Origin of the sequence: Mesorhizobium sp. M1322 (genome assembly GCF_040318085.1) — a bacterium.
Lineage (GTDB): Bacteria > Pseudomonadota > Alphaproteobacteria > Rhizobiales > Rhizobiaceae > Mesorhizobium.
Map to the genome: position 1 here is coordinate 1 of NZ_JAMYLP010000127.1, position 12368 is coordinate 12368.

At 62.4% G+C, this 12368-nt stretch carries 14 protein-coding genes and 2 pseudogenes; 3 read left to right on the forward strand and 13 right to left on the reverse strand.

All coding sequences use genetic code 11. The features are described 5' to 3' along the window. Window positions 1–30: 30 nt before the first annotated feature. The 10 genes and pseudogenes from NKH12_RS30650 to rpoZ all read right to left on the reverse strand — a co-directional run bounded on the left by NKH12_RS30650 (window position 31) and on the right by rpoZ (window position 7553). The gene (locus tag NKH12_RS30650; protein ID WP_502910854.1) at window positions 31–222 is read right to left on the reverse strand and encodes a hypothetical protein; all 192 of its coding nucleotides are present in this window, start codon (window positions 220–222) and stop codon (window positions 31–33) included. 182 nt (window positions 223–404) lie between these two features. Further along, on the reverse strand, window positions 405–1337 hold the full coding sequence (era, locus tag NKH12_RS28050) for a GTPase Era (protein WP_352956116.1): 933 nt from the start codon (window positions 1335–1337) through the stop codon (window positions 405–407). Beyond that, on the reverse strand, window positions 1334–2059 hold the full coding sequence (gene rnc / locus NKH12_RS28055) for a ribonuclease III (RefSeq protein WP_352956117.1): 726 nt from the start codon (window positions 2057–2059) through the stop codon (window positions 1334–1336). Before rnc ends, era begins: the two co-directional genes overlap by 4 nt. A gap of 4 nt (window positions 2060–2063) precedes the next feature. Then, window positions 2064–2813 carry a signal peptidase I gene (gene lepB, locus NKH12_RS28060; protein ID WP_352956118.1) on the reverse strand — a complete coding sequence of 250 codons (750 nt, stop codon included), beginning with the start codon at window positions 2811–2813 and terminating at the stop codon, window positions 2064–2066. 77 nt (window positions 2814–2890) lie between these two features. Continuing rightward, a complete protein-coding gene (gene acpS, locus NKH12_RS28065; RefSeq protein ID WP_352956119.1) occupies window positions 2891–3304 on the reverse strand; it encodes a holo-ACP synthase in 414 nt (137 codons plus the stop codon). A gap of 44 nt (window positions 3305–3348) precedes the next feature. After that, window positions 3349–3438, reverse strand: a pseudogene (locus tag NKH12_RS28070) (DUF2062 domain-containing protein); the annotation flags it as partial. 205 nt (window positions 3439–3643) lie between these two features. After that, the gene (locus tag NKH12_RS28075; protein WP_352956120.1) at window positions 3644–4024 is read right to left on the reverse strand and encodes a VOC family protein; all 381 of its coding nucleotides are present in this window, start codon (window positions 4022–4024) and stop codon (window positions 3644–3646) included. 74 nt (window positions 4025–4098) lie between these two features. Further along, entirely contained in the window at window positions 4099–4677 is a 579-nt protein-coding gene (gene pyrE, locus NKH12_RS28080; RefSeq protein WP_352956121.1) for an orotate phosphoribosyltransferase, read from the reverse strand. Between the two features lie 134 nt (window positions 4678–4811). Continuing rightward, window positions 4812–7040, reverse strand: coding sequence for a RelA/SpoT family protein (locus NKH12_RS28085; RefSeq protein WP_352956122.1), 2229 nt, complete (start codon window positions 7038–7040; stop codon window positions 4812–4814). A 129-nt stretch (window positions 7041–7169) separates the two neighbouring features. Further along, complete coding sequence (rpoZ, locus tag NKH12_RS28090) at window positions 7170–7553, reverse strand: DNA-directed RNA polymerase subunit omega (protein WP_352956123.1); 384 nt, start codon at window positions 7551–7553, stop codon at window positions 7170–7172. A gap of 306 nt (window positions 7554–7859) precedes the next feature. On the opposite strand from rpoZ, the gene NKH12_RS28095 reads away from it, so the two are divergent. Both NKH12_RS28095 and NKH12_RS28100 read left to right on the forward strand, forming a co-directional pair. Next, entirely contained in the window at window positions 7860–8441 is a 582-nt protein-coding gene (locus tag NKH12_RS28095) for a LabA-like NYN domain-containing protein (protein ID WP_192363832.1), read from the forward strand. Then, entirely contained in the window at window positions 8438–9115 is a 678-nt protein-coding gene (locus NKH12_RS28100; RefSeq protein ID WP_502910855.1) for a uracil-DNA glycosylase, read from the forward strand. Before NKH12_RS28095 ends, NKH12_RS28100 begins: the two co-directional genes overlap by 4 nt. Here the strand turns inward: NKH12_RS28100 and NKH12_RS28105 are convergent. From NKH12_RS28105 to dapA, 3 genes are read right to left on the reverse strand one after another with little or no spacing between them, the layout of a single operon-like run. Further along, window positions 9084–9827, reverse strand: a complete 744-nt coding sequence (locus tag NKH12_RS28105; RefSeq protein ID WP_352956125.1) for a glycoside hydrolase family 25 protein — start codon at window positions 9825–9827, stop codon at window positions 9084–9086. The genes NKH12_RS28100 and NKH12_RS28105 overlap by 32 nt on opposite strands. A gap of 15 nt (window positions 9828–9842) precedes the next feature. Beyond that, complete coding sequence (gene smpB, locus NKH12_RS28110; RefSeq protein ID WP_006202221.1) at window positions 9843–10322, reverse strand: SsrA-binding protein SmpB; 480 nt, start codon at window positions 10320–10322, stop codon at window positions 9843–9845. Between the two features lie 25 nt (window positions 10323–10347). Then, window positions 10348–11229, reverse strand: coding sequence for a 4-hydroxy-tetrahydrodipicolinate synthase (gene dapA / locus NKH12_RS28115; protein ID WP_352956126.1), 882 nt, complete (start codon window positions 11227–11229; stop codon window positions 10348–10350). Window positions 11230–11562: 333 nt separating this feature from the next. On the opposite strand from dapA, the pseudogene NKH12_RS28120 reads away from it, so the two are divergent. Next, window positions 11563–12368 (forward strand): annotated as a pseudogene (locus NKH12_RS28120) (lytic transglycosylase domain-containing protein); the annotation flags it as partial.

Consider the following 12368-nt stretch of genomic DNA (forward strand, 5'->3'; position numbering starts at 1 on the left):
TGCGCATCGGTCTCGCCGAATTCTCCGCCATCAAATACGGAGCCACGCTCGATGTTCATAATGTGTGAATCCGATAGGTATAGTGACGGGGAGAAAGACGCCTTCGCGAGTGATTTCGCCAATTTCCAGCGTTGCAGAAAGAGTTGCGGCCAGCCCCTTCTCCTCGTCACTATACGGGGAGAAGGTGGCATAGGCGGCCGCACTCGGCAGCCTCACCAGCATATGGTCTCCCAGACGAAAAGTCCTGTTGTCTCATCCGCCTGATGCCATCGGCCTGACAGCAAGATCCTTCCATCGGGGAAATTGCGTGGCGACCAACCGGCTCACGAGGGTTGTGTCGATAGTGACTTCTTGTTTGAGCATGATCTTTCCGAAAACCGGCTCCCACTTTTCGGGAACATGCTCTAATGCGGAAACTCCAGCCCCATCTCGCGATAGCGCTCGGGGTCGTCGCCCCAGTTCTCGCGCACCTTGACGAACAGGAAAAGATGCACCTTCTGTTCGAGGATGCCTGATATCTCTATGCGTGCCGCCTGGCCGATGGCACGGATCGTTTCGCCCTTGTGGCCGAGCACGATCTTCTTCTGGCTGTCACGCTCGACATAGATGGTCTGGTCGATGCGCACCGAGCCATCCTTCTTCTCTTCCCACTTCTCGGTCTCGATATGGGAGGAATAGGGCAGTTCCTGATGCAGCCTGAGATAGAGCTTTTCGCGAGTGATCTCGGCCGCCAGCTGACGCATCGGCAGGTCGGAGATCTGGTCTTCCGGGTAATACCAGGGGCCGGCAGGCAGGGTTTCCGAGAGATAGTCGAGCAGGTCCTTGCAGCCCGACCCGGTTAGCGCCGAGACCATGAAGGTCCGCTTGAAGGGCACTTTTTCGTTGGCTGCCGCCGACAGGGCCAGCAGCGCTTCGGGCTTAACCCGGTCGACCTTGTTGAGGATCAGCACCATCGGCTGGCGGACATCTTTCAGCCGTTCGAGGATAGCGTCGGCGTCGCCTCTGATGCCGCGCTCGGCGTCGATCAGCAACAGCACGATGTCGGCGTCCTTGGCGCCGCCCCAGGCGGTCGTCACCATCGCCGTGTCCAACCGCCGCTTCGGCTTGAAGATGCCCGGCGTGTCGACGAAGACGATCTGTGCGTTATTGTGGATGGCGATGCCGCGCACGATGGCGCGCGTCGTCTGCACCTTGTGGGTGACGATCGACACCTTGGCGCCGACCAATTGGTTGACCAGCGTCGATTTTCCCGCATTGGGCGCGCCGATCAACGCGACGAAGCCAGAGTGCGTGGTGGCAGCTTCTGCTGCCGGCGGGACGTCTTCGGTGGCGGTCATGCCGCGCTCCCCTTATTTAGCCAGACGCCTTCGCGCAACAGCAGTGCAGTAGCGGCGGCTTGCTCGGCCTCGCGCTTGGAGCGCCCGCTGCCCGTCGCCGGCGGAAAGGCGCCGACCTTGACGCTGACGGTGAATAGCGGATCGTGGTCCGGTCCCTCGCGGCTGTCAATTATGTAGACCGGCACGGCGCCTGCGGCCTGATGCGCCCATTCCTGCAGTTCGGTCTTGGCATCGCGGCGGGCTGCACCGGTGGCCTGCGAGCGCGGTCGCCAGTATTTGTGGATGAAGGCGCGGGCCGCCTCCAGCCCGCCGTCGAGATAGAGTACGGCGATCAGCGATTCCAGCGCATCAGCCCGCAGATTGACACGCTTGCGCCCGTCCAGGCCGCGTACGTCCGAGCCGGCACGGATCAGCTCCGGCAGGCCGATCTCCTCGGCGATCTCTGCCAGCACCTCGGCATTGACCAGCGCGTTGAGCCGGAGCGACAGCTCACCTTCGGCAGCGTCCGGATACGCCACCAGAAGCATGTCGGCGACGACCAGTCCGAGGACACGGTCGCCCAGGAATTCGAAACGCTCATAGTCGATGCCGGCATGGATGCTGCGGGCGCTGGCATGGGTCAGCGCGCGCTGCAGGCGCTGGCGGTCGGCAAAGGCGTGCCCGGTGCGCTGCATGAGCGCTTCGGCGAGCGCGTCGACGGTCAGCCGTTTTGTCGCCGCCATGATCCTAATTGACGAAATGGAGCAGGCGCGACGCGCGCATCTGCGACGGCCATTTCCAGATTTCGAGCGGGCTGGCGCTGCCACCGATCGAGAAGAAGATGAGGTTGGCGCGGCCAACCAGGTTCTCGTCGGGGACGAAACCGACGGTGAAGCGGCTGTCCGAGGAATTGTCCCTGTTATCGCCCATCATGAAATAGTGGCCGGGCGGCACGTCGAATTCCTGGGTGTCGTCACCGATCGAGTTGGGTGTCAGGTCGAGCGTGTCATAGCTGACGCCGTTCGGCAATGTCTCGCGATAGACGTCGACCGGCCCGCTCTTCTCGGTGATGTCGCGATTGTCGATCTGTCCGACCTTCTGGCGTGGCACGCCGACGCCGTTGATGAAGAGCTGGCCGTCCCTGACCTGGATCTTGTCGCCCGGCAGGCCGACGACGCGCTTGATGTAGTCGACGGAGGGGTCCGGCGGGAACTTGAACACCGCCACGTCGCCGCGCTTCGGCTCGGCGCCCCAGATGCGGCCCGAAAAGAGGTCCGGCCCGAACGGCAGGGAATAGCGGGAGAAGCCATAGGACCATTTGGTGACGAAGAGGTAGTCGCCTTCGAGCAAGGTCGGCCGCATCGACCCTGACGGGATAGAGAATGGCTGAAAAAGGAGCGTGCGGATGACCAGAGCGAGCAACAGCGCCTGGACGATGACGCTGACGGTTTCGCCAAGTCCGCCGGATTTCTTCTGGGATTTTTCAGCCACGCTCATGTCGTCCTCGATTATGCGTTGGTTGGTATAGAGTCTCGGCGCGCGCTGGGCAACGTCATGCCGGTGGTCAGATGCAATCAATATGGCGCTTCTTCGACGGGCAACGCCTCGATGATCACAAAGGCTTGAGCAAGCGGAAAATCGTCGGTGATGGTGAGGTGGATCGCCGCTCTGTGGCCTTCAGGCAGGATTTTGTTCAGCTGCGCCGCCGCCCCGCCGGTCAATGCCATGGTCGGCTTGCCGCTGGCCAGGTTGACGACGCCCATGTCGCGCCAGAACACCCCTTGCGCCATACCGGTGCCCAGCGCCTTGGCGCAGGCCTCCTTGGCGGCGAAGCGCTTGGCATAGGAGGCGGCGCGGGCGCCGCGGTTTTCGGAGCGGGCCTGTTCGACCTCGGTGTAGATGCGCTGGATGAAGCGTTCGCCATGGCGGTCCAGCGATTTTTCGATCCGTCTGATATCGATCAGGTCGCTGCCGATGCCAATGATCATTCGGCGGGAACTTCCCGCCCGTCGGTTCCAGCTCTGTCCGCCAGGCGCAGCGAGCGCGAGAACGAGCGGCGTAGCCACAGATAGATACGCACCCGCTCGAAAAAACCATCAGGCTTACGGCGTCGAAAAAGCACTCTGTTCCATTTCCTGATATCCAAAAGCTGCAGCTCCGACCACCCGGGCGCGACAGCCACATCTTGCGCTTTGCCGCCGTCGAAAGGCAACAACGACCTTGATATAGCGATATGCTGGCCGAAGGACAACCGAAGCTCGTCGGGCGCCGGGCGGCGGATTTGAGGAGGCGAATTCGGCGCAGAGATCAGCAGCAACCCCAGCTATCTACGGTCCATACTCGCTGACCTCGACAAGATTCCCGTCCGGGTCGCGGAAATAGACCGACATCATCGGGCCATGGGCGCCGATCCGCTCGACCGGCCCGACTTCGACGGCAACGCCGTTGGCCGCCAGGCTCGCGCATATCTCGGAGAGGGGACGGGCGGCGACCAGGCAGAAATCCGCGGAGCCTGGCGTTGGCGCCTTGGCCTTCGGCTCGAAAGTGTGGCCTGCCTCATGCACATTGATCTTTTGCGTTCCAAACAGCAGCGCCGTCGGCCGGTCCGGCTCGTCGAGGCGCCTGAAACCGAGCACGCGCTGATAGAAGGCGCAGGTGTCTTCGACGGAGCGAACCGTCAGCACGAAATGATCGATGCCGGCAATCACAGTAGCGCCTTCAGTTAACGTTGTTTATGCATGTCGTTGTCCCAAAACCGCTGCGCACTTTTGGGCGACATGCATCAGATGTTGCGGCTGCCCGGCTTGATGGCCGGTATGGCGGCGAGCTCGGGCGGCAGCCTGTCGGCCGGGTAGGCCGGAACCTCATATTCGGCGAGCGCGATCAGCGGCACGCCGACATCCGTCTTGCCGGCCGAGCGGTCGATGATGCAGGCAGCGGCAACGACCTCGGCGCCAAGCGCGCGCAGGCAGTCGATGGTCTCGCGGATCGACAGGCCGGTGGTGACGATGTCCTCGACAATGACGACGCGCGAACCCTTGGCGATCTCGAAGCGGCGGAGCCTGAATTCGCCCCCTTCCCGCTCGACCCAGATCGCCGGTGCGCCAAGATGGCGCGAAGTCTCGTAGGCCGGAATCAGCCCGCCGATCGCCGGGCCGACGACATAGTCGATCCTGCCGGACACAGCAGCGCGGATCTTATCGGCCAGCGCCTTGCACAGGCGCTCGGTCTTGTCGGCATGCATGAAGACCCGCGCCTTCTGCAGGAAGACCGGGCTTCGCAAGCCCGACGTCAGGATGAAATGCCCTTCGAGAACGGCACCGGCTTCACGGAAAATGCCCAGCACTTCGTCGGTGTTCATCTCTGCCTTGCCTCCAGCAACGCTAGAGCGACGTGCGTCCACTTGGACGCACAAAGTACGCTCTAACTCTTTTACCTACGCATCGTGCTTTCCGAAAATCGATTCCGATTTTCGGGCCGATGCGGTAGTGATTTCTAGCCGTTCACGCGCCTTGCATCGCTGACGCTCGAATTGTCCTTGAGCTGCGACAGCAGCCGGTTCAGGTGCTTCAGGTCCCAGACTTCGAGATCGATCAGCATTTCGGTGAAATCAGGCGCGGTGCGCACCATCGACAATGTATGGATGTTGGCATCGTTGGATGCAACGACCTGCGCTATGTCGGCGAGCGACCCCGGCGCGTTGATGGCGGTGACCGAGACGCGCGCCGGAAACCGCTCCTTGGTGCGTTCGTCTATGTCCCAGCGCACGTCGATCCAGCGTTCGGGCTGGTCGTCGAAGGCCTGCAGTGCCGGCGACTGGATCGGATAGATGGTGATGCCGGTTCCCGGCTGCACGATGCCGACGATGCGGTCGCCGGGCACAGCACCTTCCGGCGCGAAGCGCACCGGCAGGTCGCCGCGCACGCCGCGGATCGGCACGGCACCGTCCTTTGGCTGGTCCTTGTCCTTGCGTGCCGCGCGCCCCGGAATCTGAAACAGCATGCCGGCGGCGTTGCGGATTTTCGACCAGCCCTCCTCGCGCTGCTTGGGCGCGGCCAACGTGACGCGCTCGTCCTTGTAATCGGGAAACACCGCCTTCATGACATCGGTGGAGGCAAGTTCGCCGCGACCGACGGAAGCCAGCACATCCTCGATGTCCTTGCGTGCCAGCCGATGCAGCACCGATTTCAGGCTTTCCTTGGTAAAGGTCTTGCCTGACCGCTCGAAGGCGCGTTCCAGAATGCGGATGCCGAGACCCGAATACTGCTTGCGGATGGCATTCTTGGTGGCGCGGCGGATCGCCGAGCGCGCCTTGCCGGTGACGACGACCGACTCCCACGCCGCCGGCGGCACCTGCGCCTTGGAGCGGATGATCTCGACCTCGTCGCCATTCTTCAGCTCGGTCATCAGCGGCATGATGCGACCGTTGACCTTGGCGCCAACGCAGGTGTCGCCGACATCGGTGTGCACGGCGTAGGCGAAATCGATCGGCGTGGCGCCGCGCGGCAGCGCGATCAGCATGCCTTTTGGCGTGAAGCAGAACACCTGGTCCTGGAACAGTTCCAGCTTGGTGTTTTCGAGGAAGTCCTCGGGGTTGTCGCCTTCTGCAAGCTGCTCGATGGTGCGCCGCAGCCAGGCATAGGCGTTGGTCTCCTTCGAGATCGCATGGGCGGTGCCGTTCACCTTGCCGCCGCTGTCCTTGTAGATCGAATGCGCGGCAACGCCATATTCGGCGATCTTGTTCATCTGGTGGGTGCGGATCTGCAGCTCGACGCGCTGGCGCGACGGTCCGACGATGGTGGTGTGGATCGAACGGTAGTCGTTCTGCTTCGGCGTCGAGATGTAATCCTTGAAGCGACCTGGCACCATCGACCATGTCGTGTGGATGGCGCCCAGCGCCCGGTAGCAGTCCTCGACGGTATCGACGACGACGCGAAAGCCGAAAATGTCGGACAGCTGCTCGAAGGACAGCGCCTTGGCCTCCATCTTGCGGAACACCGACCACGGCTTCTTCTGGCGGCTCTTGACCTCGGCCTTGATGGCATATTTGTCGAACAGCGTGGACAGCGCCCTCTCGATCTCGGACAGCACATCCTTGTTGCGCTCGAAGATTTCGGCGAGCCGCGCGGTGACGGCGCGGTAGGCTTCCGGATTGATGAAGCGGAAGGCGATCTCCTCGAGCTCCTCGCGCATGCCTTGCATGCCCATGCGCCCGGCCAGCGGCGCATAGATATCCATCGTTTCCTCGGCGATGCGCAGGCGCTTGGCTTCGGGCACATGGTCGAGAGTGCGCATGTTGTGCAAGCGGTCGGCGAGCTTGACCAGCAGCACGCGAACGTCTTCCGAGATCGCCAGCAAGAGCTTGCGCAGGTTTTCAGCCTGCTCGGCCTTTTTGGAGACGAGGTCAAGTTTCTTCAGCTTGGTCAGGCCTTCGACCAGCTTGCCCATCTCCGGACCGAACAGCTCGTCGATCTCGGCCCTGGTCGCCGTGGTGTCCTCGATCGTGTCGTGCAGCAGGGCAACCGCGATGGTCGCCTCATCCATGTGCATTTCGGTGAGGATGGCGGCGACTTCAAGCGGATGCGAGAAATAGGGATCGCCGGAGGCGCGCTTCTGGTGACCATGCTTCTGCATGGCGTAGACATAGGCCTTGTTGAGCAGCGCCTCGTTGACGTCAGGCTTGTAGCGCTGGACGCGCTCGACAAGCTCATACTGACGCATCATGGGCGGGATCTCGCAGTGCTGAAACGAATCATGCGCCGCACTGGCGTACGGCGCATGTCATAGATAACCACGAAACCGCCGACGCGAAAGTGTCGGCAGCGGCTGCCAAGATCAATAGTCGTCGCTTTTTTACGGCGGCACCAGACCTTCGATGCCGGCCAGGAGGTCTTCCTCGGTCATGCGGTCGAAGGTGATGTTGTCCTCGGTGTCGTCGGCATCGGTTGCCGCAGCGGCGGTACCGGTCTGGTCGGCGATCGCCTCGCCGTCGGCTTCCGGCTCATCGACCTCGACATGCTTCTGCAGCGAGTGGATCAGGTCTTCCTTGAGGTCGTCGGGCGACAATGTCTCCTCGGCGATCTCGCGCAGCGCGATGACCGGATTCTTGTCGTTGTCGCGAGGAACGGTGATCTGGGCGCCCTGGCTGATCTGACGGGCGCGGTGGCCGGCCAGAAGCACGAGCTCGAAGCGGTTGTCGACCTTGTCGATGCAATCTTCAACGGTTACGCGGGCCATGAGCTGCCCCTTTCATGCCTGGATTTGATGGAAAACAGGCGCGGTCCATAACCCGAACGCCGCCAAAATACAAGCTTTTTGGCAATGCCGGTTCCGGGGCCAGGTCCAAGGCCGGGCCAATGCGAGTCCGGGCCCACCCGCATGCGACTATACGGCACCGATCACAATTGCTTGCTATCCAGCATCATACCCTTGGATTGCCGTAAAACCGGCGTTATCTCGAATGACGAAGTCAGCCGGGGTTATTTCAAGCCGACCGATAGTCACGCGCATTTAGACCGCTTATTTTCGAAAAGGAATATTTCCATGTTCGACCCTAGGGAAAAAATCGCTCTTTTCATCGACGGTGCCAATCTTTACGCAACGTCGCGCGCCCTCGGCTTCGATATCGACTACCGCAGGCTTTTGTCGAGCTTCCAGAAGCGCGGCTATCTGCTGCGTGCTTACTACTACACTGCGCTGGTCGAGGATCAGGAATACTCTTCGATCCGGCCGCTGATCGACTGGCTCGACTATAACGGCTTCAAGGTGGTGACAAAGCCGGCCAAGGAATTCACCGACTCGACCGGCCGCCGCAAGATCAAGGGCAATATGGACATCGAGTTGACCGTGGATGCGCTGGAACTCGCCGATGTCGTCGACCATTATGTCATCTTTTCCGGCGACGGCGATTTCCGCACGCTGGTCGAGGCGCTGCAGCGGCGCGGGCGCAAGGTCTCGATCGTCTCCACCATGGCTTCGCAGCCGCCGATGATTTCCGACGATCTGCGCCGCCAGGCCGACCATTTCATCGACCTGATGACGCTGAAGAGCGAGGTCGGCCGCGATCCGTCCGAGCGGCCGGTGCGCCGGCCCGAACCGGCCGAAGTCGACGAGGACGAGTATTGACGGCGGCGGTCTTGACCGCTCCCCTGGTCGCGTCCCCTGAGCCCGATCGCGACTGCCCGCTCTGCCCGCGGCTGCATGATTTTATCGCGCAATGGCGGCAACGCGAGCCGTCCTGGTTCAATGCGCCGGTGCCGACCTTCCTGCCGCCGGAGGGCGAGGATGCGGTGCGGCTGCTGATCGTCGGACTGGCGCCGGGCCTGCGCGGTGCAAACCGCACCGGACGTCCCTTCACCGGCGACTTTGCCGGCGACCTGCTCTACAACACGCTGATCACACACGGCTTTGCTCGCGGCCAATTCAAGGCGCGGCCCGATGACGGGCTGGAGCTTGTCGGCACGGCGATCACCAATGCAGTGCGCTGCGTGCCACCGGACAACAAGCCGGTCGGCGCCGAGATTGCCACCTGCCGGACGTTCCTGGTGCCGACGATCGCGCGGTTTAGAAACCTGCGCGCCGTGCTGGCGCTGGGCTCGATCGCGCACCAGTCGACCGTGCGGGCGCTCGGCCAGCGTGTTGCCGCATATCCGTTCAAGCATGGCGGGCAGCAGCAAACCAATGGCGTGACGCTATTTTCCAGCTATCACTGCTCGCGCTACAACACCAACACCGGCGTGCTGACGGAAGCGATGTTCGTCAACGTCTTCAGGGATATAGCGGCGTTTCTCGAGAGATAGATTCGGGCGGCGGCGCAAACAGCTCGGCCAACTTCTCCTGCCCGCCCTGAAGGACATTCAAGTCGACATCGCCGCTGATGCCGTCGACGCGACCCTTGTCGTGGTACTGCCAATAGATCCAGTCGTCATGACCTGGCCATAGCGCCAGCGAACGAACCCAATGCGGACGGCCGACGATCTGGGCGGCATAGACCCGTGCGGCCTCGTCGGTCACATAAAGGATCGCCGTCTTGCCGAAGGCTGCCTCGACAGGGCCGAGGAAAGCCGAGAGTTCTTTGTTCAATTCTTCGGGCGATGGCCGCCGCGGACAATTGCCGACGAATTCGATATCCACCACCGGCGGCAGCAGCGCTTTATTGCGCGGCACGACGGAGATGAAATTCTTCGCCTGATCGGCGCCAGGCCTGCAGAAGGTGAAGAAATGATAGGCACCGACCGTCACACCGGCCGCGCGCGCCTCACGCATATTGGCGGCGAAAGCATCGTCGACATAGTCGCCGCCTTCGGTTGCCTTGATGACGGCGAAGGCGACGTCGTCGGCGGCAACACGCCGCCAGTCGATCTGCCGCTGATGATGGGAAACGTCGATGCCCCTGACCGGATATTTGTCGCGGTCCGGAGAAAACGGAAGGAAATAGAAATAGCCACCGGCCGCGACGAGGCACGCCAGGATCAGGCTGGCCGCACCCCAGAGGGCGATCCTGTTCTTCAAAGAGTGGCTCCCAGCCTACCCACGCTCCTTCAGCAGCCGGCCCTTTTCGCGCGACCAATCACGCTGCTTTTCGGTTTCGCGCTTGTCGTGCAATTTCTTGCCGCGGCCGACGGCGAGTAAAAGCTTCGCCCGGCCCTGGTCGTTGAAATAGATTTTTAGCGGCACCAGCGTCATACCTTCGCGGTCGACGCTTTGCGACAGCTTGGCCATCTCGCGCTTGTTGAGCAGGAGTTTGCGGCGCCGGCGCGGCTCGTGGTTGAAGCGGTTGGCCTGCAGGTACTCCGGCAGATAGGAGTTGATCAGCCAGATCTCACCGCCCTCGACCGAGGCGTAACTGTCCTGGATGTTGGCCTGGCCCTGGCGCAGCGACTTCACCTCGGTGCCGGTCAGCACCAGGCCGGCCTCGATCGTGTCGAGCACCTCATAGGAAAACCGCGCCTTGCGGTTTTCCGCAACGGTCTTGTTGTTGGGATCGGCTTTTCTGACTTGATTCATGATGCGGAGAGGTGGCGCCTCATCCCTAGTTAATCAAGCCGGCGTGCTTCATGGCCGCATCGATCTTCTCGGCGGTCGACGGCTCGACGGTGACCAGCGGCGAACGCAGCACGTTCTCGACCTTGCCGAGCTTCGACAGTGCATATTTCGCGCCGGACACGCCGGGTTCCAGGAAAATCGCCTTGTGCAGCGGCAGCAGGCGGTCCTGCAGGTCGAGCGCCTTGGCGCTGTCGCCGGAAAGCGTCGCCTCCTGGAATTCGGCGCATAGCCGCGGCGCGACATTCGCCGTCACCGAGATGCAGCCGACGCCGCCATGGGCATTGAAGCCGAGCGCCGAGGCGTCCTCGCCGGAAAGCTGGATGAAATCCTTGCCGCAGGTGGCGCGCTGCTCGGAAACCCGCTCGACCTTGCCGGTGGCATCCTTGACGCCGATGATGTTCTTGAAGTCACGTACCAGCTCGCCCATCGTCTCGGGCGTCATGTCGATCACCGAGCGCGGCGGAATGTTGTAGATGATGATCGGCAGGCTGGTCGCCTTGGCGACCGCGGCGAAATGCGCATAGAGACCGCGCTGCGTCGGCTTGTTGTAGTAGGGCGTGACGACGAGTGCCGCGTCGGCGCCCGCCTTCTCGGCATATTGCACTAGCCCAACCGCCTCTTCGGTGTTGTTGGAGCCGGCGCCGGCGACGACCGGAGCGCGGCCCTTGGCCACCTCGATGCATACCTTGACGACGTGGCGATGCTCGTCATGCGACAGCGTCGGCGACTCACCGGTGGTGCCGACCGGAACCAGACCGGTCGTGCCTTCGGCGAGCTGCCAGGCGACGAGAGCGCGAAAGGCTTTCTCGTCGAAACGGCCGCTCTTTTCGAACGGTGTCACGAGCGCAGTAAGCGAGCCTCTCAGCATGTCGTCCAACTCCTTGGGACTAGCACATGACCCCGAAAATCGGAGTCGATTTCGGAAAAGATCATGCACCAAATTAAAGTGCTACAGCGCCCTTTGCGCGTCTGAGAAGACGCCAGGAGCTATAGGTGTTTTGTCGTGCGCGCCTTCTAGCCGAAAGCGAAGCGGCGCACCATAGTCTCGACACCGTTGCGCGGCAAGCATGGCAGTTGTGCCAGCAAGCGCAATTTGAACCACCCTGATAGCCCTTTGTTTACGGGCTCTTCATCACGGCCAATTAGGCTTCAGTTGATCTGTGCCTGTTGGTAATGCGTAAGACAGGAAATGATGAAGACCATGCCGACCAGGCAGCCTCATTTTTTCGCGCTGCTTGGCGCAATTCTCCTGTTGACGCCGAGCCTTGTGGCCGCCGGCAAGATCGATGTGCAGGTGACGTCGGCCATTCCGATGCCAAATCTGCAGGATGCGGGCCTGCCGGATACGGGCCTGCAAGATACGGGATCCCCATCCGCCAGCGTTGCCAGGCTGAAGAGCGGCCTCGATGCGCTGGCGGCGAACGACATTGCCGGTGCGCGTGAAGTGCGCGAGGCCCTGCCGGTCAATTCGCTCGACCAGCATATCGTTGCCTGGTCGATCGCGCTCTATGGCGGCGACAAGGTGCCAAGCGGCGAGATCGCCGATGCTGCGAAAATGCTGCCGAACTGGCCGGGCTTGATCGCCTTGCGCAAGAACAGCGAGCGCGCGCTTTACAGCGAAAACCCCGCGCCTGAGATCGTGGTGCAGGCATTCGGCGGCAGCCAGCCACAAACAGTCGAGGGCGTGGTCATCCTCGCCCGCTCCTATCTGTCGCAGGGCAATGTCGAGGCGGCGCGCTCGGTGCTGTCGCCTTTCTGGCGCATCGAGAAACTGGAAGCCAAGGACGAAGCGGCGATCATCCACGAATTCGGCAAGCTCATCCCCGCCGCCGACCACCGCTTTCGCATGGAGCGCATGTTCTATGCCGACCGGGCCAATTCCGCGCTGCGCGTCGCCGGCCTCGCCGGCGCCCAGCAGCTGGGCCCCGGCGGGGCCCCCGCCGCCACGGGCGCCCAGCAACCCGCCCAACAGCAGGATGCGGTGCCCCCCCCCCCCCGGTGGCGCCG

Coding starts and splice junctions, on each gene's coding strand:
- NKH12_RS30650 (WP_502910854.1), bottom strand. CDS start 222: ATGCTGGTGAGGCTGCCGAGTGCGGCCGCCTATGCCACCTTCTCCCCG.
- era (WP_352956116.1), bottom strand. CDS start 1,337: ATGACCGCCACCGAAGACGTCCCGCCGGCAGCAGAAGCTGCCACCACG.
- rnc (WP_352956117.1), bottom strand. CDS start 2,059: ATGGCGGCGACAAAACGGCTGACCGTCGACGCGCTCGCCGAAGCGCTC.
- lepB (WP_352956118.1), bottom strand. CDS start 2,813: ATGAGCGTGGCTGAAAAATCCCAGAAGAAATCCGGCGGACTTGGCGAA.
- acpS (WP_352956119.1), bottom strand. CDS start 3,304: ATGATCATTGGCATCGGCAGCGACCTGATCGATATCAGACGGATCGAA.
- pyrE (WP_352956121.1), bottom strand. CDS start 4,677: ATGAACACCGACGAAGTGCTGGGCATTTTCCGTGAAGCCGGTGCCGTT.
- NKH12_RS28085 (WP_352956122.1), bottom strand. CDS start 7,040: ATGATGCGTCAGTATGAGCTTGTCGAGCGCGTCCAGCGCTACAAGCCT.
- rpoZ (WP_352956123.1), bottom strand. CDS start 7,553: ATGGCCCGCGTAACCGTTGAAGATTGCATCGACAAGGTCGACAACCGC.
- NKH12_RS28095 (WP_192363832.1), top strand. CDS start 7,860: ATGTTCGACCCTAGGGAAAAAATCGCTCTTTTCATCGACGGTGCCAAT.
- smpB (WP_006202221.1), bottom strand. CDS start 10,322: ATGAATCAAGTCAGAAAAGCCGATCCCAACAACAAGACCGTTGCGGAA.
- dapA (WP_352956126.1), bottom strand. CDS start 11,229: ATGCTGAGAGGCTCGCTTACTGCGCTCGTGACACCGTTCGAAAAGAGC.